The 23721-nt window shown below is 61.2% G+C and carries 34 protein-coding genes; 8 read left to right on the top strand and 26 right to left on the bottom strand.

Translation table 11 applies throughout. The features are described from left to right. Positions 1-9: 9 nt before the first annotated feature. Entirely contained in the window at positions 10-252 is a 243-nt protein-coding gene (locus IE243_RS16120) for a hypothetical protein (RefSeq protein ID WP_191320421.1), read from the bottom strand. Positions 253-297: 45 nt separating this feature from the next. Here IE243_RS16120 and IE243_RS16125 point away from each other — a divergent pair, with 45 nt between their 5' ends. The 4 genes from IE243_RS16125 to IE243_RS16140 all read left to right on the top strand — a co-directional run bounded on the left by IE243_RS16125 (position 298) and on the right by IE243_RS16140 (position 3173). Beyond that, a complete protein-coding gene (locus tag IE243_RS16125) occupies positions 298-732 on the top strand; it encodes a helix-turn-helix domain-containing protein (RefSeq protein WP_191320422.1) in 435 nt (144 codons plus the stop codon). Between the two features lie 59 nt (positions 733-791). Then, positions 792-968 (top strand): hypothetical protein, encoded by a 177-nt coding sequence (locus IE243_RS16130; protein WP_191320423.1) that lies wholly within the window; start codon positions 792-794, stop codon positions 966-968. 1068 nt (positions 969-2036) lie between these two features. Continuing rightward, positions 2037-2240: a hypothetical protein gene (locus IE243_RS16135; protein WP_191320424.1), complete on the top strand. Its 204-nt coding sequence runs from the start codon at positions 2037-2039 to the stop codon at positions 2238-2240. Positions 2241-2255: 15 nt separating this feature from the next. Then, on the top strand, positions 2256-3173 hold the full coding sequence (locus IE243_RS16140) for a hypothetical protein (protein ID WP_191320425.1): 918 nt from the start codon (positions 2256-2258) through the stop codon (positions 3171-3173). 28 nt (positions 3174-3201) lie between these two features. Here IE243_RS16140 and IE243_RS16145 read toward each other — a convergent pair whose 3' ends face one another. The 5 genes from IE243_RS16145 to IE243_RS16165 all read right to left on the bottom strand — a co-directional run bounded on the left by IE243_RS16145 (position 3202) and on the right by IE243_RS16165 (position 7290). Then, positions 3202-3606 (bottom strand): hypothetical protein, encoded by a 405-nt coding sequence (locus IE243_RS16145; RefSeq protein ID WP_191320426.1) that lies wholly within the window; start codon positions 3604-3606, stop codon positions 3202-3204. A gap of 15 nt (positions 3607-3621) precedes the next feature. Beyond that, positions 3622-5850, bottom strand: a complete 2229-nt coding sequence (locus IE243_RS16150; protein ID WP_191320427.1) for a hypothetical protein — start codon at positions 5848-5850, stop codon at positions 3622-3624. A 60-nt stretch (positions 5851-5910) separates the two neighbouring features. Continuing rightward, positions 5911-6513, bottom strand: a complete 603-nt coding sequence (locus IE243_RS16155) for a hypothetical protein (protein WP_191320428.1) — start codon at positions 6511-6513, stop codon at positions 5911-5913. Between the two features lie 175 nt (positions 6514-6688). Further along, positions 6689-6856: a DUF6889 family protein gene (locus IE243_RS16160; protein WP_191320429.1), complete on the bottom strand. Its 168-nt coding sequence runs from the start codon at positions 6854-6856 to the stop codon at positions 6689-6691. Between the two features lie 14 nt (positions 6857-6870). Further along, on the bottom strand, positions 6871-7290 hold the full coding sequence (locus IE243_RS16165; protein ID WP_191320430.1) for a phage tail assembly chaperone: 420 nt from the start codon (positions 7288-7290) through the stop codon (positions 6871-6873). Between the two features lie 98 nt (positions 7291-7388). On the opposite strand from IE243_RS16165, the gene IE243_RS16170 reads away from it, so the two are divergent. Further along, positions 7389-7676, top strand: coding sequence for a type II toxin-antitoxin system RelE/ParE family toxin (locus IE243_RS16170; protein ID WP_191320431.1), 288 nt, complete (start codon positions 7389-7391; stop codon positions 7674-7676). A 1-nt stretch (position 7677) separates the two neighbouring features. Further along, positions 7678-7959 carry an addiction module antidote protein gene (locus IE243_RS16175; RefSeq protein WP_191320432.1) on the top strand — a complete coding sequence of 94 codons (282 nt, stop codon included), beginning with the start codon at positions 7678-7680 and terminating at the stop codon, positions 7957-7959. Positions 7960-7975: 16 nt separating this feature from the next. On the opposite strand, the gene IE243_RS16180 is transcribed toward IE243_RS16175, so the two are convergent. The 15 genes from IE243_RS16180 to IE243_RS16250 form a co-directional block, all read right to left on the bottom strand. Next, positions 7976-8428, bottom strand: a complete 453-nt coding sequence (locus IE243_RS16180; RefSeq protein WP_191320433.1) for a tail tube family protein — start codon at positions 8426-8428, stop codon at positions 7976-7978. A 12-nt stretch (positions 8429-8440) separates the two neighbouring features. After that, on the bottom strand, positions 8441-9922 hold the full coding sequence (locus IE243_RS16185; RefSeq protein ID WP_191320434.1) for a DUF3383 domain-containing protein: 1482 nt from the start codon (positions 9920-9922) through the stop codon (positions 8441-8443). Positions 9923-9925: 3 nt separating this feature from the next. Next, on the bottom strand, positions 9926-10510 hold the full coding sequence (locus IE243_RS16190; RefSeq protein WP_191320435.1) for a phage neck terminator protein: 585 nt from the start codon (positions 10508-10510) through the stop codon (positions 9926-9928). Then, entirely contained in the window at positions 10507-10872 is a 366-nt protein-coding gene (locus tag IE243_RS16195; RefSeq protein WP_191320436.1) for a hypothetical protein, read from the bottom strand. Before IE243_RS16195 ends, IE243_RS16190 begins: the two co-directional genes overlap by 4 nt. A 1-nt stretch (position 10873) precedes the next feature. Further along, positions 10874-11371 (bottom strand): hypothetical protein, encoded by a 498-nt coding sequence (locus IE243_RS16200; protein ID WP_191320437.1) that lies wholly within the window; start codon positions 11369-11371, stop codon positions 10874-10876. Continuing rightward, positions 11368-11751 (bottom strand): DUF4054 domain-containing protein, encoded by a 384-nt coding sequence (locus IE243_RS16205; protein ID WP_191320438.1) that lies wholly within the window; start codon positions 11749-11751, stop codon positions 11368-11370. The genes IE243_RS16200 and IE243_RS16205 overlap by 4 nt, the downstream gene beginning before the upstream one ends. Before the next feature lie 2 nt (positions 11752-11753). Next, on the bottom strand, positions 11754-12053 hold the full coding sequence (locus tag IE243_RS16210) for an STY1053 family phage-associated protein (protein WP_191320439.1): 300 nt from the start codon (positions 12051-12053) through the stop codon (positions 11754-11756). Between the two features lie 12 nt (positions 12054-12065). After that, complete coding sequence (locus tag IE243_RS16215; protein WP_191320440.1) at positions 12066-13121, bottom strand: DUF2184 domain-containing protein; 1056 nt, start codon at positions 13119-13121, stop codon at positions 12066-12068. 59 nt (positions 13122-13180) lie between these two features. Continuing rightward, entirely contained in the window at positions 13181-13675 is a 495-nt protein-coding gene (locus tag IE243_RS16220) for a structural cement protein Gp24 (RefSeq protein WP_191320441.1), read from the bottom strand. Between the two features lie 36 nt (positions 13676-13711). Then, a complete protein-coding gene (locus IE243_RS16225) occupies positions 13712-15019 on the bottom strand; it encodes a DUF2213 domain-containing protein (protein WP_191320442.1) in 1308 nt (435 codons plus the stop codon). A 14-nt stretch (positions 15020-15033) separates the two neighbouring features. Next, the gene (locus IE243_RS16230; protein WP_244643223.1) at positions 15034-15612 is read right to left on the bottom strand and encodes a phage head morphogenesis protein; all 579 of its coding nucleotides are present in this window, start codon (positions 15610-15612) and stop codon (positions 15034-15036) included. A 157-nt stretch (positions 15613-15769) separates the two neighbouring features. Further along, positions 15770-17209, bottom strand: a complete 1440-nt coding sequence (locus IE243_RS16235) for a DUF1073 domain-containing protein (RefSeq protein WP_210319881.1) — start codon at positions 17207-17209, stop codon at positions 15770-15772. Beyond that, complete coding sequence (locus IE243_RS16240) at positions 17209-18435, bottom strand: PBSX family phage terminase large subunit (RefSeq protein WP_191320444.1); 1227 nt, start codon at positions 18433-18435, stop codon at positions 17209-17211. Before IE243_RS16240 ends, IE243_RS16235 begins: the two co-directional genes overlap by 1 nt. Next, positions 18416-18901, bottom strand: a complete 486-nt coding sequence (locus tag IE243_RS16245) for a terminase small subunit-like protein (RefSeq protein ID WP_191320445.1) — start codon at positions 18899-18901, stop codon at positions 18416-18418. The genes IE243_RS16240 and IE243_RS16245 overlap by 20 nt, the downstream gene beginning before the upstream one ends. A gap of 135 nt (positions 18902-19036) precedes the next feature. After that, positions 19037-19261: an Acb2/Tad1 domain-containing protein gene (locus IE243_RS16250; protein WP_191320446.1), complete on the bottom strand. Its 225-nt coding sequence runs from the start codon at positions 19259-19261 to the stop codon at positions 19037-19039. Positions 19262-19392: 131 nt separating this feature from the next. On the opposite strand from IE243_RS16250, the gene IE243_RS16255 reads away from it, so the two are divergent. Beyond that, positions 19393-19641, top strand: a complete 249-nt coding sequence (locus IE243_RS16255; protein ID WP_191320447.1) for a hypothetical protein — start codon at positions 19393-19395, stop codon at positions 19639-19641. 52 nt (positions 19642-19693) lie between these two features. After that, the gene (locus tag IE243_RS16260) at positions 19694-19843 is read left to right on the top strand and encodes a hypothetical protein (RefSeq protein ID WP_191320448.1); all 150 of its coding nucleotides are present in this window, start codon (positions 19694-19696) and stop codon (positions 19841-19843) included. A gap of 572 nt (positions 19844-20415) precedes the next feature. Here the strand turns inward: IE243_RS16260 and nusG are convergent. The 5 genes from nusG to IE243_RS16285 all read right to left on the bottom strand — a co-directional run. After that, positions 20416-21063, bottom strand: coding sequence for a transcription termination/antitermination protein NusG (nusG, locus tag IE243_RS16265; protein ID WP_191320449.1), 648 nt, complete (start codon positions 21061-21063; stop codon positions 20416-20418). Positions 21064-21095: 32 nt separating this feature from the next. Beyond that, positions 21096-21395 carry a DUF6378 domain-containing protein gene (locus IE243_RS16270; RefSeq protein WP_191320450.1) on the bottom strand — a complete coding sequence of 100 codons (300 nt, stop codon included), beginning with the start codon at positions 21393-21395 and terminating at the stop codon, positions 21096-21098. Then, entirely contained in the window at positions 21392-21781 is a 390-nt protein-coding gene (locus tag IE243_RS16275) for a hypothetical protein (RefSeq protein WP_191320451.1), read from the bottom strand. Before IE243_RS16275 ends, IE243_RS16270 begins: the two co-directional genes overlap by 4 nt. Beyond that, positions 21778-22668 (bottom strand): helix-turn-helix domain-containing protein, encoded by an 891-nt coding sequence (locus tag IE243_RS16280; RefSeq protein WP_191320452.1) that lies wholly within the window; start codon positions 22666-22668, stop codon positions 21778-21780. The genes IE243_RS16275 and IE243_RS16280 overlap by 4 nt, the downstream gene beginning before the upstream one ends. After that, the coding region (locus IE243_RS16285) for a replicative DNA helicase (protein WP_191320453.1) at positions 22665-23721 on the bottom strand (1057 nt) is incomplete at its 5' end. The genes IE243_RS16285 and IE243_RS16280, both read right to left, overlap by 4 nt.

A 23721-nucleotide genomic window follows, 5' to 3' on the forward strand; every position in this document is an offset into this window, starting at 1 on the left:
GTATCCTATCTACCGGGTTGGTGCGCTGGCGCTCGTCAAAGCGCCGGTTTTTGCAGCAGCGGTCAGGGTTCCGTCGCCAAACTGTCCCCTGTCCGCTGCACCTTCGTTCCAGGCCGCGAGGCCCAGTTCGATGATTTCTCGCGTCGCCTCCGCCATGGTGTCGATGCGCTTTGAGAATCGGAATTCTTTGACGCGCTCGTATGTTACGCCGGAGACGACAACGATATGTTTTTCACTCTTTGGTTTGCTCATGACCTCGCCGTTTCATTCGTTTAGTGAATAGAGAATATAACCAAAGTGAATGATGTCAACCCGAATTCGCAGTTCGGATTGCTGCTCCGGCAGTTGCGCGCCGATGCGGGCATGTCCCAGGAGATGGCGGCGAAACTTTTTGCGGTGTCGCAACCCGCCTACTCCCGCATCGAGCGGGGCGAGACTCAAATTACCATTGAGATGTTGCTGAAGGCCTCCAGGATATTCAGCGTTCCGATTCCACGCCTTGTGTCGGTAGGAAAAGGGGACGTCGCACCCGGCGAATTAAGCGAGGACGTTAGCCGTATCGCCAGAAAAATGATGAACATCCACGGCCGCAAGCCTCTGAAAATAATTGAAGATTTGGTTGACTACGTCAATTCGGCGTCGCCATGGCCGCGCGTGGCTACTCGTATGTTGGAAACGGCGCCCACTGACGAGCCTGTGCCGTCGTGGAACAAACCCAAAGACGCCGAATAAGCCTCGCCTGGATACCAGGCATGTACTGATGGCTCCCTGCCTCAACGAAATGGACGCACATGACTGAACAAGAAGCACTGCTCCAGCGGCTGAAGGCGGAGCAACGTGAGATTATCCTGCGCGCCGCCCGGGCCCGGGCAATGCCGGCGCGCTCAGAGGTCCAGCGCATAGGCGAACTGGAGTTGGCCATTGGCGCGGTCGAGCAGCAGCTCAACGAGGCTGACCGGGAGCAGTAGAGCGTGAGGCCTACTGCGCAACACGCAGGAAGGGTCCCTGACCCCGCGAGATGTAGACTTCGGTTACGTTTGAGTTTTCGCATCAATTATAGAATGATTTCAGATCGCAAGTGTCTTGGACGCTGCCGGCACTCCAGCCCGTTGACATCTCGCGAAAGGCTGGAAGCGAGTCTTGCTGATCCGGCGCTGTCCACCAGATCTGGGGCTGGCATCATCCCGCCTGAGGACATGCTGAGAAACTTGTCGGCAATGTTCGCTTACATCGCGAAACGCCTCAAAGACGGCGAAGCTTTCTCTGAGGACGAGATAAGGGCCTTCGAGTTCCTAGGGCGACCGGGGCCGGCGGGTCCCAAAGCCTCAGACTAATCACGTGCGGACAAAAAAGGTCTTTGAAATCAAGTTCACCCAAACGGGGGAACAATGAAATCAACGACTTACTCTTGCTATTTTTGCTCACCAAAACAGACGAGCAAATCGCGCATTGTCTCCCAGGTACAGGGGAAACCAATGCCAACCTCGCTATTCCATCGCCCCCTTCCCGCAGATACGATCTGCTTTGGGATCAGGGGCATACAATGAAATGGTTGCAACGGCTGTTCGGGGCTCCGAAGCCCAAGCAGAGGCGTAATCCAATCGCCATTCCTGCCGACGGGATGGCAAAGACCGCTGGCACGCGGGCGCGCCCGCCGTCCAGATCGAGGAAGCTGTCTCCAGAGGATCGGGAACGGGACAGGCAACGGTACGTTGCAGAACGGGTTGAGATAGACGCCGACCGTTGGGCTTTTGATGCTGGCCGGGCAAAACTGGCAGGCGCTACCCACTACCGGTGGCGATCAGCAGGTGATAGCGACGTCTGCGACGTTTGCCGACGTAACGCCGGAAAGCGTTTTTCCTATAACAAGGTGCCGCCGGGCGGGCACCCTGGTGATGGCCACATCTGCGCAACCGGTGAAATATGCCGCTGCTACGCGGAGCCTATAATCCCAATCTGACCGGCCACCTCCCCCTGCGTCACGTTGACTCCCGCCTGACCGTGCCCCGATGCTGCCGATAGGCAGGGAGGGTCTAATGAAGTTCGGAGTGAGGAAACCAAGCCTGAAGCGCAGCTTCGCGGCACGTACGTCGCCTAAGCGATACATCCGCCATTCGCTGGGACTGAAAGCGCCTCACGGCTATGGCTGGCTGACCAGCCCGAAGCGGGCGGCCTATAACCGGGTCTATTCTCGAACCACGTTCAGCTTTTGGGGCCTTCTCGCCAAGCTGTTTCGCTGAGCCAGGCGGGTTCCCATGAAGGCTATCGTCGCTTCCATCGGGCTGCTGGCTGCATCTGAAGGCGCCCATGCCGCAAGCCTCGAACTCTCCTGCACCACGCCAGACTCCACGACGATCGCGATCAAGATCGACGGGCCCCGGTGGTCATTTGCACATCGCCTGCCAAAGGGCGGGGTTATCAAGCGTGAAGCCCAGTATGAAATCTTTGCTCAGGTAGCCGAAGACGGCGACTACGAATGGCAGGGAGACCTTAGAAAAAACCGCTCGGTTCGCATGGTGGGCGTCCTCAAGGCGACAGGAGCGGGGCAATATGCCTACTCCGAGACCGTCTATGACGAGAAGAACGGAGGAAAGAAAGTCGCCTCCGTTTCGGCCTCCTGCATGCCAGTCGGATATGAGCCAGCCTCTTCGGAGCAGGCTCAGGCTCCCTCAGCACCCGTACAGATCCCGGTGTTGCCGCCAGCCCAAACACCTTCTGGACCGCAGCCAAAGGCTATGATGCTATCGGAGGCGACCGTTCCCCCAGCAACCGCTCAGCAGCCAAGGCCAGAAGTACCGCAGACAGAACCGGCCGCCGCAGCAAAGCCGTCAGGGAGCGGTTCTGGCTCTGGCTTCCCCCTACTCGTTCTTCTCGGTGCCCCGATTGCCGCCGTCATCGGGATAAAGTCCGCACTGAGGCGACGTCGCCGGGAACGGCTCATCCAGAAGTATGGGAGCCCCGAAACTGTCGATCGGATCATGCGCCGGGAGATTTGGCAGGGGATGACGCAGGAGATGCTGGTCGACGCCCGCGGGGAGCCGGTCGATTTCGACATCAAAACGATGCGATCGCAAACGCGGCTAACTTACAAGTACAACCAAGATGGCAAGAACCGGTTCAGGACCAGGATCATGTTAGAGGACGGGGTCGTGATTGGTTGGGAAATGCGTTGACGCAACGTTTTCCTGCCGCGCCACCTCTCTACTGCGGTCGCACAGATTCCAGCATAAGGACACGACCAGCTGCTCCGCATGCAAACGCCTTGACGCGAACGTTGGCTCCATCCTTTAGAAGGATTTGCAGGGCGCGATTCGCGTTTGAGCGATCAGCCATTGAGGCCTCGGCGATTTCAGCTGTATCCACATTGAGGAAGTGCCGTCCGCCACTGCGCTCTTCGATCACAACGGACTGCATTGCGACACCGCCTTTATCGAAGGTGCGTGTCGCGACCTTTCCCTTGAGTGAGACGGGGATGCAGGTCCCTTGGCTAGACAAACCGCTAGCCGCGACCGGAGTTTTGCCCGAAAAATCGACCTTGATCTCAGCCAGCGCCGGCGCTGCGGCCGCGAGCGCCATACCGACCCCAATTGCCAGCGCCTTCACCAACAACCCCTCCACCCGCTACCTGACTTGGCTTGTGAAATTCCGCATCATGTTTTGATTTACACCAAGTTGGGCCCTTTCAACATACGATGCGGTCGCGGCTGGGTCTGAGCCTCCCATCACATTAATCTCCGTCTTCTGGTGCAGCGTGGTTTGGTTCGGAGCGTTCATTGCTGGAAGCCCGCCAAGGGCCGGTGCGAAGTCGAACCTTTTGGGATCGAAGGCCCGCTTCGCACCCTCCACTCCTTCTACGAAGGAGGGCAATTTTCGGGAGGGGTTTGTCGCGGCGGCCGCGCTGCCAACGCCCAGTTCCTTCTGACCCCAAGCGAGCATTGTTCCCCAAAAGTCTTTTTGCTCCTTGGCTGGGTTCCCCAGTGCGGCGAGCGCAGATCGATGTGAGCCCATTTGGTTTCGGACCTTGTCGGCAACGGTTCCCGGTGCCCCGCCATTTCCCGCGTCGCTGGCGTTGTAACGGCCCACCCTTCCCGCATTGATCGCTGAATAGATATCGAGCAGGCCCATGCCGGGCTTCACACCTGCGTCCTTAAGGTACCGCGTCACAGCAGCCATCTGCTCCGTGATCGTAGAGTTCTCAGTGACCCCATATTTTTTCCTCTGGGGCTCCCCCCACTGGATCAAGCCACGGTGCTGCCCCCACTGCGTCCGCGGCCCCTTCTGCCAAGGATGCATAGTGCCGCCTGTCTCGTACGAGATCGCGGTAGCGATATCCTCTGGCGGAACGCCCAGATCCGCCGCTGTTTTGCGGATCGCGGTCGCCATTTCCTTCTTCTGGTCGTCATTCAATGCCCGTCCGATGCCGCGGCCCCGGACGGAATATGGGCCGCTGCCCGTCCCAGTCCCTCCGCTCCCACCCAGCCACTTCGGCCTATCGTTCCAGGCCCGCTTTGCCCTGTCCCATGTCGAGAGGTTCTTTTCCTTCTCGTAGACCTCGCGCTGATGGGCGGTTGCAGGCAGCCGGTCCATGACGCCGTCAATGGCGTCCTTCCCGTGCTGGTAGGCCATGTAGGAGCCGCCAGCTACGCCTAGGAGGCCCAGCAGGCCCATCCGGCCGGGTCCGCCCTTCGCGAGCTTTGACGCCCCGTCTCCGACCTTTGTGAAGGCCCCCAGAATGTCAGCGACCCATTTGGTGGCCATGTAGGCGGCGAAGGCCATGGCGACGTTCTGCCAGCCTCCCACGGCCTCTGCGGCGCTGTTGATGGCGCTGGCAATCTTCTTGATCCACTCCCAGGCGTTCTGGATCGCCGGCGCCCACTTGTCCCAGTCGATGAAATGCTCTGAGCCGTTCTTCCAGGCTTTGTAATCGTCGTAGAGGAGCAGGATCGCCGCGCCGAGTAGCAGCAGGATCCTGATGGGGCCGCCCAGCGCCCACGCCACGCCCATGAGCGCGCCGAGCACGGCCAGAACGCGCTTCACTGCCGGGTCGATGTCTCCCAGCCTGAAAATGGCGTCCCTGATGAATGTCGCGACCTCCAGCGCGGCTTCCGCAAAGCGGGTGACGTAGTAGGAGATTTTCGCGGAGTGCTTGTCCAGCCACTCGGCGAAGCGTTCGATCTCCCGGCCGAGGTAGGGCATCAGATTGGCGGCGATCTTCTGGCCAACCATCTCCACCGACTGCCACATGCCGTTCCAGGTCTGCATGAACTTCTTGCTGTCGGCGGCCAGCTTTTCCGGGTTCAGCCCGGCGGCGCCCATCTTGGCCCGGTATTCGGCGCTGAACTTGTCCATTCCCCTGACCATGGCTTGCAGGGTCTGCTCATCGATGCCGATGACCTCCGCCCTCGCCTTCGCCAGGTAATAGGGCATCTCCCGGAACTTCACCGCCAGAGCGTCCATGACGGCGGCGGTGTCCTTCACGTCGACCTTGTCGCCCACCAGGTGGCGGATGAAGCCGGTCCCGCCCGGACTGTTCCGCATGAACCGGGCAATGCCCTCCATGGATGACAGCGCGCCCTGTGCGGATCCTCCCATCTGCCCGATCGCATATGAGACTGCCTTAATGTCCTTCACCGATGAGCCCAGCCGCTCCGACGCGTAGGCCATCTGGTCCATATCCCGGGCGATCTTGACCACGGCGGCGGTGATCGTGGCAGCGACGGCCTGCATGGCAGCCCCGAGGGCCAACGCCTGCTCCGTGGCCTTCTGCACGCCCTCCACGAACTTCTTCTCGCTCGTGGCGTCGATCTTGAAGCCCAGGCCGACAAGGAATTCTTTGATGGTGTCTGACATGGAGGCCCCATAGAAAAAGCCGCCCGGAGGCGGCTTGAAACGGTTCACATTGTTGGACGGTCAGCCATTTGCCAACTGTTGCGCCTTCCACTTCTCCAGACGCCCCATGCCGAAGGTGAACAGGTAGCCCAAGCTTGACTGGGCCCGACTAAGCGGAACCATATCATCCGCCGGGTATCCACGGGCGCGGAGTTCGTCGTTCCGTGCCTGAAGATCGACAAGGCGTTTGCATGGTGGCTCACGCTTCTCGATGGAAAGCCGCTTAGCCCTCAGCTTCCTCAAGTCCCCGTCTGTTCTGCCGGCATCGTTTAAGAGGATCTCAAGATCAATAAAGCTCTGCCGTAGATCCTCATGCCGCTCCGCCTTCTTGTCGGGACTGACGATAAAATCAATCATTGCCCACAATGCAAAAATTGCACTTACCGTGCCCGCGAATTTATCCAAGCCGGAAAAAATCAGCACGAATAGGCTACTACCTGCAACGACGGCCGCTATTCTATTCGTATCACGCCAGTATGAATAGAAGTGCGCCAGCTTCTCGTGATACCGGCGCGACTTGCATATCGAAATACCGAGATTGTTGAACTCGCCCGTCAGGGCTTGTTCTTCGGCTTCGGCTGCGTCGGGGTTGGTCTCGGCCTGTCCCAGTCCGTCGTGTTCCATACCGGCTTATCCCGTATAGTTTGGCCATCGGTGGTCCCACGATTCGGCCTGTCGTTGGATGGCCTACTTGGCTGCGGGCCTCTGTTTCCGCTTCCGCTTCCCCTGTTCTTGTCTGACATGCCAGCCTCCAGTTCAGGCAAAGCTTGCAGCGTTGATCAGAGAAGAGTCAACGAGCCTATTTCCGGGCCGCATCCTCAGCGCGCCGGCTGTTCTCATCCTGTACGTCGATGACGTCGTTCATGGTCGCCACGTCCGCCAGATCGAGCGTCCCGTCGACAAGGCTTTCGTAGCGACACATGCCCCGCAGGACCGGCCTGAACAGCCAGTCCTCGTCGTCCGGCATCCGGACCCACTCGGTTACGGGGCCGGGCTTGCCGCGGCGCTCGAACCGGGCAGGTTTCCGGGAAAAAAATTGCCGAGGTTCCCCTGAATGACCTTGGCCACGATCTGCATCATGACGGCCAGATCGATGTCGGAGAACATGATCTGCTTCGCGCCTTCGCTCCAGATCGGCGCCCACCCCGTCCCGCCGGCCTGCTCGCGCTGGGTAACGGACAGACAAACGTCCAGCACGTAATCGAAATCGGCGTCAGGCATGGACGCCACGGCTTTGGCGACCGGAGCCAGAGCAGCCAGATCGCTCAGGCCATCGACCTTTGTGAGATCGGCCAGGCTGGACACAACGGGCACAAGACGCCGCGCGACATGGGCCTGCCGGCGGGCGTCAATCTTCGTGAAACGGTACTTGTGGCCACCGAGTTCGAATTCATCGCTCATGGATTTCCATCTCCGAATTGGATTGGATATATGTTGAGGAAGTAGCTTATAGGCTACGGTCCGTTGACGCCGCATGCCTCGTAGCCTATAAGCTACAAATGATCAGCGTCAGGCAGACAACCGAATTCAGGGACTGGCTCAGGAGCCTGTCTGACAGAGCCGGAGCCCGGCGCATCGTCCAGCGGATCGCCCGCCTGGAAATGGGGAACTTTGGTGACGCCAAGTTCTTTGACGGGATTGGGGAGCTACGCGTTCATGCAGGCCCCGGGTATCGGGTCTACTTCGCGAAGCGCGGCGACGTGCTGGTCATCCTTCTGTGTGGCGGCGACAAGGGCAGCCAGAAGAAGGACATCAAGCGGGCCATCGAAATGGCCAAGGAGGTTTGACATGGCAATCGAAACCGTCCCGTTCGACGCCGCCGAGTTCCTCGACACCGAAGAGGAACAGGTGAGGTTTCTGGCCGACGCGATGGAGGAAGGCGATGCTGCCTACATCGCCCACGCGATTGGGATCGTCGCACGCGCCCGTGGCATGTCGAAGATTGCCGAAGATGCGGGCCTGTCCCGTGAATCGCTGTATCGCGCCCTCAGCCAGAAAGGCGACCCCCGCCTTTCGACCCTGCTGGGTGTGGTGAAGGCAATGGGAATGAAGCTTTCCATCGCGGCCTGAACCGGGCGCGCGCGCCTCAAATGGCGGGCGTGCCGGTGCCGATCTTCTGATCCAGCACAACGAAATCCATGACCCACTCCATGACCGGACCATCCTTGGCGTAGCCGTTGGAGGGGAATTTCTTGAACGCGCCCTGCTGCCCGGTGACGGTATCGCCGCGGACGACGTCACGCAGGCTGAACGTGTTCTGGCCGTGCCGCGCCGAACTGGCCGTCTGGAAGTTGTAAAGATCGGTCATCATGGCGTTGGTCGGGCTGGTTTTGAGCAGCCGGATGGTCACGGTGCCGCCCTTGCCGGCGTGCAGGTTGTGCTGGCCCTGCCCGCCTGCGCCGATCATCATGGTATTCTTGTCGTCCACCATTTCGACCGTGATGCCCTCTTCGGCCGCGCCAGAGCCGTTGCCGAGGGAGATCATGCCGCCCGGACCCGCGATGGCGGCGACGATGTCCAAGAAACTGTATGTGGCCAAGGTCGCCTCCTGTTAGCGATTGACGTTGATCATGACGTTGACGGAGTGGATGGCGCCGGCGAGCTTGGCAGCCACCTGAATGGGCACCGACTTTCGGGCCTCGCGATCGGACTGGACCTGAGTGCTGATGGGCGGCGCGAAGACGTAGAAGCCCTTCGGCAGAAGATCGCCCTGCCTCAGTTGCCCGAAGCCGTCGACGTTCCATGTGCCGGGTGCAACGAGCCCGTTGGTAACGGCCTGCACCAGGGACTGCTCGATCCGGGTGACGATCAGGTGGTTGCCCTCGTCGGTCTGCGGGATCTTGGTCTGGCTCTGGTAGAGCAGATTATAGACGTCGGTCTGGACAGCGTTCTGGAGCCAGTCCGTTCCGTGCACCTCATCGATGAAGTACCCGTTCGCCATCACCCCTTCCTGAATGATGGCGGTGTCGTTGTTGTAGTTGACGAAGACGTTGCAATTCTTGTCCTTCAGGGTCGCCGCCTGGCTCTCCGTGATGGTCTCGGCGACGACGCCTGGTTCTTGCTTGAACTTGAGCGTGATGGTCGTGTTGTTGCCGGTGAAATCGACCGTGAAGGCACGGCCGTAGAGCGACGCGATGGCATAGGGACTGGACGAGGAGTACTGGCAGAGGGTCCGCTTGTACTTCGCCGCCTCCATCTGGCTGGCGATGTCCGCGGTGGTCACAGGATCCAGAACATTGGGGTTCTGGGTGGTGACGCCGTAGACGCGGCTCTGGCTGGCGGCCTCGATGAATGCGGCTACCGCCAGATGATCAGCCTCGGCAACCCCTGGGGCTGCAACCATGAGGCCGTACCATTCGCTGGACATATCGGCCAGGGCGGTGACGCAATCCAGCAGGGATTCAGCCGCCACGCCGTCCACCGGCGCCGACGCAGTTGCGGACGTGATGCCAATGAGCGCTGACAGGTCCGTGCCACTGGTTGGGGCCGTGCCGTAGCCCAGCGCCGACGTCACACCCGTAGTTCCGCTCGTGACGCTGAACCTCTTGCTGACCGCGTCCCATACAACGGTCGCCCCGGTCAGTTTGGCAGTGATCTTGCTGGCCACGCCATTGAGGTTGGTTTCAGCGGATAGATCGACGGCAGTGACAGTCTTGCTGACGCCATCGACGTCGATCTTGAATGCGCCGTCCGTGATGCTGGTGAAGTTCGACATCTGCTGCTGCGCTGCAGAAAGAACACCGCCGTGCAATACCGCGGCAGACGCCGTTTGCGCCCACCTGCCCAGGTAGACAATCGCTGGCTTCGGGGCCTGACTGAAGAACAGGCTCGCCGCGGCGTATTCAGGCGATGAGGTCCCGAAGTCCTGTGCAATGCCCTCGATGCCCGCGTACTCGCGGATGCGCTCGGCGGTGTCGATGACTGGGGAAGGCCCCACAATCAGCAGGGCGCCGAAGTTGCGTCGCCCGGCCGCCATCGGGGACATGTTGATGGTGACGTTGACGACGCCATTTACCGACAGGCCCTTTGCCATGGGTCAGTTCTCCGAATTCCAGGGTGTGTCTTGGTCGCCGGCATGGATGGTCCCGCCGGAGGAAAGGATGTTGAGGACCGGGTATGTCCGGTCGATCTGCCGCCGGATTCGCACGGTGAGATCGGCGCGGCGAAGCCAGCGCTGGTTCAGCAGTTCCGGCAGGAGGACGATGTTGCCGACGTTCACGAGGCCCATTCCGAGGCGCTGCATCGGCTCCCGGTTTTGTGCGATGGACAGCCCGTCCCGGAGCCTGCCGGCGTATTGCTGGCAGTTGGGCCCGTAGAAACTGGCGAGGGCGTCGAATTCTTCATGACGCTGAAGCGCGTCGGCCCCTTCACCATCTGGCCGGTGGATGACGACTGCGTTGTCATCAGGGGTTCGCGTGGTGATCCCTATAGCGGACCAGTCCGTTTCTGGCGTTGGCTGCTTCGGGGGTATGGGTTGCCAGCGGGGGCGGACCATCTTGCCCGGAAGTCCCGTGATTCCCGCGACCATTGCCTGCAGGAAATCGTCCAGCCCATCGTCCTCAAGCGGCGACGGGATAGCCTCCGGCGTCAGATAGCCGCCGGTGGAGCTCGTATTACTCATTGCAGCGGCTTCAGATCGCAGGAGGCAGCGACGAACCCGGCCCCGTAACGGCTATAGTCGTTGACGCTGGCTACGGTGTACTCACGGCCCGCCCAGGTGATGACATCTGCGTCTGTGTCGCCATCGCTGGCCACCAGCTGGAATGTGGTGTGGACCGTGATGGACCCCTTGAGCCGTGAGCCGTTGGCTACGCGCTCGAGAATGTCGCCTGCGTCCGATGTCACGACACCTGAAATCTGGATCGTCTGGCTGCTGATCTCGACGCGGCCGTTATCGCCGATGGCCTGCACCGTGCGCGCAACCGTCATCGTGTCGGCGAAATCGGGATCCGCCAACACGTCTGAGACATCAAGGAGAGGCATGTCAGCTGCCCTTCTGCCCCCTGGGGCGGGTCACGTAGGTGATGGAATTCCGATACTGGCCCGTGTCGATCAGTGGCTTTTGGCCGGTGCGTCCCCGTGCCACGCGATCGGCGATCGTCGTATCGGCCAGGGCGGCAAACGGCCCATTGTCGATCTTGGTTCGAACGGCATTCTGGGCCGCCAACCCAACGGCATGGAGCGCTGTGTCGCCGGCCTTTTTATCGCCGGCCATTGCCTTGGCGGCTCCGGCCTTCAGCCGCTTCGTCACCTCTGGAAGCGCTTCCTGGACACCGGGAATGAGGTGTTGGCGGGCGGGGATATTGGCCTCTGGGGCGCCGAACTCATTGATGTAGCCGATCTCTGCGTTTGAGATCGCCTCGCCTTCATCGCGCCGGGCAGCATTGCTGTCTGGCACACCGACCAGCACCTGATTTTTCGCCAGGTCCTTGATGCGTTTCAGAACCTCGCCCAGCCTGTCCACCTTGATGGTCGTGGTCATAGCTGGACCCCACCGGCCCCAATCATGCGTGCGAGCCAGAGGAACCGCGTCCCGTAGGTCGTCAGGTTCCAGTGTCCGGCCCCATCAATCAGGCTGGCTCCCGTGTCATAGGAAACGCTGACCTTGTCGACGGCCTTGCTCGAGACGACGCCGGAAGATGCCCCAGGCAGCCCCCCGGACGCCGTAGCCTTCTCGGCCTGAGCCGCGAGAACGAGATTATGAGCGACGAAAAGCTCAAGCCCCTGGTCACGCAGATCAGCCCATCGGTTTTCCGGGAGCAGCTTTTCCCCAAGCCCAAGCCAGAAATTGACTTGGGCATCGGGGAACCGGTTGCTGTCCGTGAACTCCGGAAAGTCGGAGCGGAACGTCGCGGCGTCCACGATCAGTCCTTGCCGGCCTGCGCTTCGGCGATAGCCGCGGCGATTTTCTCGACCGTCCAGCGACCGTCGACTGCGAGGCCGAGGGCCTTGGCTTTCGCCAGCAGCGCGGCCTTGTCGTCTCCGTCTTCGGACGGTTCATGGTCTTCGGCCGCACCGTCCTCAGTTTCGGATGCAAGGTGCTCCTGGACGTACCAGTGATTGGCTATGGCCTCGTCCACGGCATGGGCGCCGGCGGCAAAGTGCTGCCGGTCGCCGTTGCGATGAAGAAGCGTGAATGGCTTCGCGACGTTGATTTCAACCATCCCGCGCCCTCCTCAGCCGATTCCGTCGCGGTAACCAACCGTTTCCGGATAGACTGTCTCCACGACGCCAAAGCGGCCGTAGTACGGGACCTTGACCCAGATGCCGTCGTACTGCGGGGCCAGAGGCTGGAGTGGAACCATCGGGAACCGGACGTAGTCCTGGTTCTGGCTGTATGCTGCCATTCGGTCGGTCGTCGCGCCGGGTCGAACGCCCTTGTCCAGCCATTTCACCGGCTTGATATCCAGCGGCTGGCCTGTCTGAGCCGTCAGGATGTTGTTGGTCTGCAGGAAGTTCAGAATGCTCTGCGTACCAGCCTCGGACACCATGGTGGTGACAATGTAACCGAACGGGTTGGGAGCCATCAGGAGCTTCGACGGCGGGGCCTTGTAGCCAGATGCCGCCCAGACGGAGATCAGCAGCTCGTTGACGTCAGCGAGGATCTCGTTGGGCGTCTTGGTCGCAAACTGGGGCGTGCTGTTTGCGCCGTTGGCCACGTTGCTGACGTTGACGACCTTGCTGGAGTTCAGGAGGCCGGTTGTGCCGATCGCCGCATCGCCCACATAGACGAGCTGGTCGGCGTCCATCTGGTGTTTGAGATTGAGGCCAGCGAGCTGCTGCACATCAATGGGGCGGCCGGTGATGCGCGCCGACTCCAGCTCCGCGACGGTATAGGCGACCTCCATGTCCCAGAGGTCGAAGGGGCTCACAACCTTGCCGATATCGACCGTGACGCGGGGAATGGCCGTGTTGTTGGGGCTCGCCCACGCAATACCAGCCGGTGCAGCGCCGCCAGCGGCGCCGAAGCTCGACACGGTATAGCTCGTGGAGGTGTCGCCCATCTGGACGTCGGTGCGCAGATCAATGTCGCGCTGCCAGGTGACCGATACCAGCGGCTCGTGGACCATCGGGTCCAGACGCTCGAGCTCACCGATCAGGAACGCGCCAGCGCTATCCATCGTGGCGCGGTCATAGGTCACGTAGTTGTCGCGCGTGTAGCGGTGCGGGTTCAGCGCCGGCCCACGGACAAGCGCCGACGATCCCGCGAGAGCATCACGGAAGTGGTTCATTTGGGATTTCTCCGTTGAGGATGCGCCAGTGCGGGCGCGGCGCGTACGGCCCTGGCCGGTCAGAGGTTGAATTCGATTTCGATGATGCCGCCCGGATCGGCGGGCCCGGTGAAATAGGCTCCGGCCACCGCAACTGCGGTTCCACCGCCTGCAGGAGACGCTGAAGTTACGACGTCACCGACGACCAGAGCGCCACCCGCAGTCGTCACGACATAGACCTGCCCCTTCTTGGCGGCCGTACCTGCAGCGAGCTGCACGGCCATGAAGCCACGGCGGAGCGTGTCCAGCATGCCGCGCGCCAGCGGGGCAGCCGCGCCGAGGCCGTCGGTCGTCGACTGGATCGGGTACGCGCGAACCGGCCAGCCGTGAATGACGGTTGCGGCATCGCCTGACGCCAGCGGCTGGAGCTTGCCGGAGACGAGTTTGACCGGCGAGCCGTACCGCGTCGGCGGATTGGCGCTGTCGATGATTTCGGGGACGACCGTCGCGTCATGGATGTCGCGCGAAATCGCTCCCACGACGCCCGCAGGCATCCGGGTCACAAAAGCAACCATGGTGCTTCCTTCTTCGATGTTCAGGAGGTGTGGGGATCAGGCCCGTGCGGCCTTGCGGCGATCAGCGATCATCTGCTGCATGCGCGCTGCGGTCATTGGACCCTGGGGGATATCTCCGACCGGATGGCGGGCGCCGGGGCCGTTATTGGCATTGCGAGCGAGTTCTGACGCGGCTCGGAACGCGATACGCGCCTCGTCGCAGGTCATCTTCGCGATGTCGGGGGCTTGGCCGAGAACCGCCGCGACATGCGGCTTGCGCGCCTCATCTGCGAGAGCGTTCTTCAGCGCCTTCCTGCGCAACGCACACATGGCGTCGACCGTCATCTTCCGGGTGCGCTTTGCGTCGAACACCGGCAGTTTGATACCCGGAGAGAGGATTTCAGCGCGGGAAATGGTATCAGCGAATTCATCGCGCAGCTTCGCGGAGTCCTTGGTTTCCGAGGGGCGGTCCTCGCCCTCATCGCCGTCACCTTCGCCCTCGCCTTCCGGATCCTCGTCGGCAGTCTTTGAGCCACCCTCTTCCAGCTTCGCGAGGCGACCTTCGAAGTCAGTGAACTTGCCGGCGAGATCATTGACGGCGCCCGTCAGCTTCTCCAGCGGATCGTCGCTGTCACCAGTCTCCTTCGGCGGCGGCTCGCCTTCAGGCTGTTTCACCTCGATGACAAGACGCTGCGGCTCGTAGCCGTCCTGATCCATGGCTTCCTTCAGCTCTTCCTCGAAGGCTGCTTCGTCCTTGGCCTTGAAGGCCGTCCGCATACGATCCCAAACGGTCCGTTTGGCCATTGGAGTTTCTCCGTCCTGGATTGAACAAGAAGGGCCACAGCGGCCCCGGTCCACGAGGGCGACGTGATTGCCCACGACAGTGATCTGCCGGCCGTAGCCGGGTCTGATCTGCTCGCGTTCGGACTCGTATCCGCAGGAAACCTCCCGCTTGCCGTCCCTCACGTCGTTGATCGCCTGAGCGTCTGTGATCAGGAGATCGGCGAGCAGATATTCAGCTTCCACGCCTTCGCCGCGCCGCGGATCCAGCGTCACGCCAACGGCGCAGGCCCGCCATGTTTCTGGCGTCACGTATTCGTCCGGGTGGTCATTGGTGACCGGCTTGCCCGCGAATGAAGCGATTGCTTCGGGCGAAAACAGCACGTTCGCATCGCGCTCGATCGTCACCATGCCCCGGTCACCGGGTTCGATTTCCGGCATTTCGTCCGGCGCGTAGAGCATCGGGCCAGTTCGGGCGATCCTGACGCCGCGGCACAGCAGGAAACCTTCGGGCGTCAGATGTTGGGACGCGCCAATCTGTTCGGCTACCAGGGTCGCTGGCGCGCGGTCTGTCGTCATCTTCATGCAGGGTGTCCGCGTCAGATTTCAGGGAGCACGGGCTCTGGGTAACAACGGCAGTTGGGAAACGAGCCAGCGTGAGCAGTCATGCCATCAAGGGTTGGCGGTGCGTTCCACGCGACGAATTGCCCAGCCATCGCCTTGTGAGACGGCCGGACGTCGGTATCGCCAGCCGTCCTCCAGAAGTAGCCGGGGCTTCCTATATGCTCAGCGCGCGCCTGTGTGAGGGCAGATGCTGTTCTGGAGACCTCGGTCCGGGCGATGAGGTTGGCTCGATTGGCAGATACCTTGCCTGAGCGCATGATCTCGGCAGCAATCTCGCTGGCCCTCGTGCCCTCCGTGATCCCCTTCAGCGTCAGGTCATGGACACGCTGGGCGGCTTCGATTGGCAGCGAACGGATCAACGAGACCTGCTCAGCCAGCGCCGTTCGCATCGCCATGCCGGTGGGCGCCGAACTGATTTCAGCCCGCAAAGCCCTTCCCATCTCGCGGGAAACGCGAAACCACTGGCGCTCATCCCGCGCCGCTACCTCCGAAACCATCGACCAACCGGCTGCTTCAGCCCACGGCGTTATGGTGTCGGCATAGCGCCGGAGCATGACCTCAAGCCTGGCGGCGCTGGCCGGGTCAGCCGGGTTGAACCCTGTCTCCGTCAAATCCCCGATGTGTCTGGCGATACGCAGGAGCTGGCGTAGGTATTTCCGTTCCGCGTGCCTGGCTCGCTGCCATTCTGACCGTGGCGACGCCGGACCGCGGTCAAGCGTCAGGAGCCGCAGGGAGCAGTTCTGGCACATTGTGTTCTTCGCTGGGCCCGGCGGGATCGTTGATGACATCTTCCGGAGGTGGCGGGGGCTCATCCTCGGCCGCCTTGATGTCCTCAGATGTGATGGCCCCGAAAACGCCCGTGACTTCGGCCGAGTTTTTCAACTCCTTGAGGGCCGTCGTCCGGTCGATGATCCCCGCTTCAAAGGCCCCAACCACAGCGGTTGTGGTGGTGTTGGCGATGGTCGCCTTCTGCTCTTCCGACATCTGCCAGAGCGGCCTGAATGCGAATGGCACGCCGTCTTTAGGCGGCCGCCCCAATGCGGACCTGTGAACGACCTCCATAATCCGTGTCAGCGGACTGCGGAGCCTTGCTTCCTGTTGGCGTTTGATCCCGTCGTAATAGGTGCGCAGATCGCTGTCGCCGCTGGCATTCAGCCCCGCCGGAGATTGCCCAAACAGTCGGACGAGAGGGATTTGAAGGGCTCCGGAGATCTGCTGCCCAAACTGAAGCAGGACATCGCTCAGACCAGAGAACGTGTACTGGTGAGCCTCGAACTCGTCTTCCGCATCCATGAGGGTCATGCCCTCGTTGGACTGCCATAGACGGATGTGGTTGATCTGCTGGACCAGACCATCAAAGGCCTTGCCGCCTGTCGCAATGATGTCCCGGAGACCCTTGACCTTGTAAGTGCGCAGATGGGCCTTGTAGACCAGTTGGGCAGCACCCTGCGTCGTGCTGTCGAAAGCCAGCAGGCGATCAAACAGGCGCTCGATTACCGACATGCCCCAGCCCTGCTCTGCCAGGCGCTGCTGATAAGGCAGTTCGACGCCATCCGCACGGATGATCCGTGAGTGGTGGATGCGCCGGCCCCGAAGAGCGGGAGCATTTGGCATCACCTGATAGCGCAGTGGTTTGCCGATATCCGGGCCCAGGTCCTCGATGATTTCTCCCCCGGTCGGGTTGAGGGACCAGCGGTCGAGTACAAGCATCCCGCGGAATGAGCCCTTCGTGACGGTATCAAGCCGCAGGGGCGTCGACAGATCCTGGCCGTCGATCATCATGACGCCAATTGCCCCGCCGTACAGCCTCGCCCAGCGGATCACGTCCCCAATCGATTGCCATGCCTGGGTGCGTTCAAGCTCGGATTCCAGGGCCAGAACATCGTCTGGCTCCATGCCTGCATCGAAGTCGATACCAGCGACGGTCATGTCATCAGCAACGACGTCCACCGCCGCCCCGACGACCCATGAGCCCCGGTACATGTACTCCAGATCGACGCGCTTGCGGGAAATCGGGTTGAAACCGTAGCGTGCCTGCTCGGCGACGTTTCCTGTCCCGATACCGGTCCGGGCCGCGAAATTCTGGAAGCTGTCCTTGGTGACCTGAGCTTGCGCCGGGCCTCGCCGGCCCTGTCTGCTGCGTGACGCCATCAGCCTGCCAGCCTCGCCCATACGCCAGTGCCGCCTCGCGCCTGGATGTACCCGTCCAGGCCGTAGCGCACCGCATCAATCCCATGATTGTGGTCGTCCACGATGATCGGCAGCACGTCGCCGCTCACTCTATCCACCTTGTAGCTGTAGAGGCGGAATTCCCGGGCGATATGAGCACACCGCTCATGAACGACGATCCGGCTGAAGCCCTTCATATGTGCAATGCCGTCCTCAACGCTGCCGGGCCATTTCTCAGCGGCAGAGATGTTGAAACCCTTGCGCCGCATGTAGCTGATTGTCTCCGGCCTCGCTCCGTCCGCCTTGATCGGCCAATCCCTTGATCCGGGGACGCTGTCGAACAGGGCCGGTGTCTCATCAATCTCCACGCCATGCCCAAACGCCTCGTGCGAGACGAATAGGCAGTCGTCATCGATCCAGAACCGGATCAGGACCGTGGGGTCCTTCGCGAAGCCCCAGTCTGCGCCGTAGAAGAACCGTGTCCCTTCCGGAGGCTCCGCAAATTCCTCGACTGACACGCGATTCTGGAAAATCACGGCGTCGGTGATGGTCAGGAAATCGCCGTCCCAGATATGCCCGTACTTCTCGGGGCGCTGGAGCAGATCGCGCTTGCGTTGCCGCTCGAGCACCAGGGGGAACTTGGGATTGTCCCTGTAGTTGATCTCGGCGACCCGATAGCGCGGGTCACTGGCAGCCCGGAACCGTTTGTGCGTGGCGCTCTCGTCGCTTTCCGGGTTCCACGTTACCCAGAGTTCGCTGTCTTCCTCTCGTAGTGTCGGAATGAGCTTTGTCCAGGCGATGTCACTGACCGGCTCGGCCTCATCGACCCATGCCAGCAGAATGCGCGCCTTGGACTTGATGCTGTCTATGTTCCGGTCGAGGCCAACGAACGTGTAGTAGACGCGCCCGCTTTTGGTCCGGATGTATTTCTCGCCAATTTCGAATTGACCGGCCAGCCAGGGCTCATCCGCAATCGCCAGCTTCACCTCTTCCAGCGAGCTGTCTGCCAGAGAGTTCATGAACTGCCGGCCGCATACGATCTGGCCTGAACGCCCGGCCTGATCCCACATGTAAGCCCTGATCGCCGACATCTTCGCGAACGATCTCGTCTTCGCCGACCCGCGCCCGCCATACGCTCCTCGAACGTCCGCCTCTCCGCTGAAAACCGGGATCAGTTTCGGCGGGAGTTCAATCCGCGCTGTCGTCATTTCCTGTCATTGGGACCAGTTGGATGACCGTAGGCGCCATGCTGCCGTCGCTGGACGTGTGATCCACTGACTGGCGGTCGCCGTACTTCTTCGGCGCCAGCTTCGCGGCCATCCACTTCCGGGCGTCGATGCGAAGGCGTGAGCGCTGGATGTGCTCGCCGTTCACGCGCCAGCCAGCATCCTCATCACCCTCGCCATTGCGCTCTATCCAGTCGTTCTGCCCATCGTCGGCGATAGCAAGCATGTCATCCGAGATAGCGTCGGCCTGAGCCTCGCGCGCCCGTGCGTACTGGTCCGAAAACTCGCGATGGATGGACAGCCACCTGAAGACGACCGATCGGGCCGGCATCTCATCAGCCTTGCAGATATCCCGCAGGCTTTCGCCGTCAGCGATCCGCTCACAGATAATGTCGGCAACCTCCGCACTGTACTCTGTCGGCCTCCCCGGCTTTGGAGCGTCAGTCATCGAGAAACCTGCATCGTGTTTGAATGCCCCTGAGCAATAGCAAGGAGGCCGGAGACGGACAGGCCTATGAGAGTCATGAGGACGGCAGCCCATACGAATTGGCGCAGGTCTGATCTGGTCATGGGGCCAACTGCATCAAGATTTGGTCGCCGCCTTGACCGCCCACATAGCAGCGCTCTCAATCTCAGTCTGTGCCAGAGCCTTCAGGCGCCCGCGCTCATTGCCGAGCATGCTGTCGCGGTCGGATGGAATGTCTTCGATCAGATCAAGCAGGTCAGCGGCTGCCCGCTTGATCTTCGATACGGTGTCGTCGCCACTGGGGTTGAAGCCAATGCCGACGCGAAATTCACCTTTGGTCATGCTGCACCCCTGAAAAAACCGCCCGAAGGCGGCAAAAACTTCTTGACCATCAGGTCCATTAGACCTAATCTAACTCTTGTCAGCAACGAGCTGGACACCGCGCCTCGGGGATCAGGGGCTGGAACAAGCAAATGACCAACCATCCCAATCGCAGCAAGGTTCGCTACTTCAAGGTTTCTCCGCGCGGGTTCTCGAATGAGGTCCGCTACTATCGCGTTCGCGAGGATCAGGTGACCGAGGTCGAAGCCAAGTTTGAAGACTACGAGGACAGGGAACCAGGGCGGTATGCCCGCTGGACGACGGACGCTATCGCCAGAAAGCCTGGCGTGGCGGAAGCTTGGGAAGATTGCCTGTATGCCCAACTCGAAAAAGTCATTTGACGGCGACGAGGTTAAGGCGGCCAGAGCCGCCTTTTCACTTACTGCCAGCGACATGGCTGCTGTTGTTGGCCTCAACGACGGCGCGGCGTGGCGCAAATGGGAGCGCAACGGCGTCAAGGGCCCGGGGGCTGTGCTGCTGGCCAGTTTGATTGATAGCCCTGACGTCCGGCGCCACTTCAGACTTTCGATCAAGGGCGATTGACACCGGTATTCCGGGGGATATTCTTCGTATGTCGCCTCTCGGGGCGTGGGTAGAAACCTAAAGCGTATATCATTCAAGATTGAAAGATCTTCAGCCCCTCACACCCCAGCGTGAGGGGCTTCTTATTTCTGGATCGGGGTCGATGGCTCCCGTTTCAAATTGGCGGAGCCCGGAAAAGCTTCCTGATCTGAGCCGTTCGCCATCGACCCCAAAATCGTTGGATTACCCCAAGGCTAGGATGACACCCAACCCGCCGGCCAGAATAAGAACTTGGGCCGCGAATTCTCGATATCCGTCGATCAGCATCCCTACTCCCCAATTCCCAAATCAGCTCAATGCTGACTGATCGGAAACTTGGCTATGGTGAACTTGTTCCTTGGGGGCGAGTGAATCAGAAAGCCGGCTCTTGGCCGGCGTCGAGACGAGTTTTTCCAAGGGTGAAGGACCGTTTTGCCCATTGGCTCCCGGTCTTCTGGATCGCGGTTTGCGTCAAGCGCAGGGACCATCGGTCGTCCATGCAGCCATCTGATTTGGCTGCCCGGAACATACGGTGAATCAAGCTGGCCAAACAGTCAAGCCGCCGGGCGCAGAATATTGGCCGGAAATTCAACTTCCATGGTCGAATTGAACAACTGAATCAGAACCTTGGCGTTGGGGCCGACGATACCGACGACCGGGACCTCCATGCCGTCAAACGGGCCCGTGGAGATGACGACGGTCTGCCCTACCTCGAATTCGGCATGCGTCTGCATGAACTGCTCGGCGTCGGGGCGAGTGAGGCCATTCCTGAACTTGGAAATCATCCGCTCCATAGCGTCGCCGCGGACCTGACGGGGCTCGCCATTGATCCCCACGCACCCGACGATGATGTTGATGGAAAACAGATCGAACCACAGCGGCGTGCCGGGCGGGAACCCGGCGAACACGTAGCCAGGGACCAGCGGGAAATCGCGCAGCTCCTTGGCTCTGACGTAGCGGTTCGGCCGGCGCCAGCGACGGTCAGACGGGCAATAGGTCGTCACGCCCTTGCGGGACAGGATCTCCTGGGCGGCGAATTCCTTCTGAGGGGCAACGCGCAGCGCATACCACTGCAAGCCCTTCACAGACTCAAGGAGCCGGTTCGCCGTTGGCTGGGCTGTCGGATAGCGAACAACATGGTGACGGGCGTTCCTGCGCGCCTGCTGGGCTTCTGCTACCCGTTTCTCGGTCTGGCTGGTCATTCGGGCATCCTTGGGCTTGGGCAGTTGGTTGGTCAGGCTGGAGTATCTGGCGGGGGCGGCAACGGGATTCCGCCAAGGACGCGCGCAATGGCCAGGTAGTTAATTGCATCGTCATAGCTGTCTGCGTGGTCGCTACGTTCGCCTATGCGGGCCAGTTTGACGGCAAGCATGACGAGGGCGACGTCCCGGGCGTCCAACTCCCTGGAGGTCAGGACGTTTGCAATGACGGCTGCGTCTCCAAAATTGTCGGTGATCCCGCCGTATTGCATCCACCGTTCTGCTTCGATGTCTGCGCAGTTCTCGAGGATCCGTCTGATGGGGCTATTTCTCATCGCCCGGCCTCATACGCAGCAATCTCGGCGTCGATCATCGGCCTGATTTTGTCCGCGTAGGCCATCCGTGCGTCGCGGATTGACACGTAGCCAAGGCCGGACAGCATCACGTCAGTTGGCTCCCGCATCTCGAGCATGGCGGCGACGGCCTTCGCCATGGCCTGCTTGACACGATCTCCGAACAGCCCGTCGGCAGCCCTCTGCGCCTGCTCCCGGGTTTCACCTAAGCCGATGCCGTAGGCATACATCGCTGCATGATCCGCAAAGACGTCTGGGTCGATGACCCGCGCAATGCGCTCGACCATTGAGGTCATGGACTTCCCCTTCGCAATCTCCCGAGCGTCTTCCAGCCCCGCTTTGATCTTGTCGAATGCCTTCCTGGTCATGCCGCAAGCTCCTTGCCGTTGTCGCGACGCCAGGTCGCCAGGATGTCTCCTGGCACTCGGCATCCTTCCTGTCCGGGCTTCGGGCCCCAGTGGTCGAACCAGTCGCCGCGTGCGTGCATCTCCAGGCGCTTCACCCACTGGTCGGCTCCGGGGGCTTGGGCTGTCTGCAAGGATGGCTGTTCAGCGTAATCATCCCAGCGCTGCTGGTTGAGCCAGGTCATGGCTTGGGCGACCTTTTCCGTGTCGAACCGCCCAGCCCGCCGCTCGATGTCGGCATATCGACGCGCTGCCGCGATGATGACTTGCGGGTTTGCCCCCGCCTTCACGGCCCTGGCGAATTTCTCGCGGGCTGGCTTCTTCGGGTTCGCTGCCTGGCCCCTTCTCGGATATGCCGCCCAGAATTGATCGAACAAATCATCGCTTTCTGGCCGACGCGGCGGCGAAGCAGCCGAAGAATGGTTCTCTTGATGGTTCAATGACGGTTCAAACGTAGTGAGCCCGGCAAAATCTGCCGGTTGTTCGGTCGTCATTTGCCGGTTGTCGCGGCAGGATTTGCCGGTTGTTGCGGCAGATTTTTCCAAGCCACCGGCAAAATCTGCCGGTTGTGGTTCGCTGGCGCCAAACGCAACAATCTGGATAGCGTCAGAGGTCCGGCTCCCGTCCTGCCGGCGGCGCTCAATACGCTCAATGACGCCCAGTTCCTCCAGCGCATGGATCGCATTTCTGATGGACCTCTCCGACAGACTGGTGTCAGCCGCAAGCGCCTGCTGGGATGGCCAGCAGCGGCCATTCTCATCCGCATAGTTCGCTATGGCGACAAGAACGAACTTCGCGGAAGCCGACGGTATTTTCTGCTTCAGGGCCCAGCCGACAGCCTGGATGCTCATTGGCGTGCTCCCGCATGGCTCTCGAAGGGTGTTCGGCATCGAACGATGGATCTGGCCGGATCGCACCAGAGCCGGACGTTCCCGGTGCGTCCCTGCCGAGATTTGTCGATTGCCATTTCAAGGTCGTTCCGCACCCGGTGAAGCTCATCTTCAGCGGCAGGGTCACCTTCCTTGAACTTGGCCGAGCGCTCGATGTAATAGGCCGGCCGATACAGGAGCCCAATGCAGTCGGCAGCCTCTTCGATTTCCCCAGAGCCACGCAGGTCAGCAATCGTCGGGCGCTTGCTTTCGTCGCCGTTCTTTTCGACAGACCTGTTAATCTGGGACGCCAGCGCGACGCAGCAGCCGAGGCGCTTGGCAATGACCTTTGCGCCGTTGGCAATCTCGCCAAGCTCCCCGACGCGGTTCCCCTGGTATCGGTTGCTCGCCCTGACGATCTGGGCGTGGTCGATAACCAGCAAGCCAAGCCTGATATCCCGCTTGGCGATGTGATCTGCGAACGAGGCAGCCGAGCGTTCAATGTCGCCCAGGTTCAGCCCTGCGCGCGGGTCAATCATGATAGGGAGACGCTCAAGCTCGCGTCGCGCCAGATGCATGGCCTCCAGCCTGTCGTTGTCGAGATCACCCGACAGGACTTCCTCGTAGCTGGGGCCGTTTCCCGCGATGTCGACCATCATGCGGGCAGACATTTCGTCCGCGCCAACCTCGAGCGAAAAGAAGGCAACGCCGCAGTTCTTAGCAGCCTGCCGCGCCATGCTGGACAGCAGCATGCTCTTTCCCATGCCGGTGCGTCCGCCGATAACAAGCAGAGACCCTGGGGCGAGACCGCGCATCGGCAGCTTGGCGTCAAGGTCAGGCAACCCGGTTGATGGTGCCCGCATGCCGCCGCCCCTCGCCCGTTCTTCTGCCGCCGTCAGCACGTCAACGCCGATGTCACCGGCGGTCCGTGGACGACTGGCCGTCAGCTCGATCATGTCAGCGCGGATTGCCTCGATCTGATCAAAGGCCGCGTTCAGCAGGTCGGACGGCATGGCATTGCCAAACTGCTTTTCA

Origin of the sequence: Camelimonas fluminis, assembly GCF_014656355.1 — a bacterium.
GTDB lineage: Bacteria > Pseudomonadota > Alphaproteobacteria > Rhizobiales > Beijerinckiaceae > Camelimonas > Camelimonas fluminis.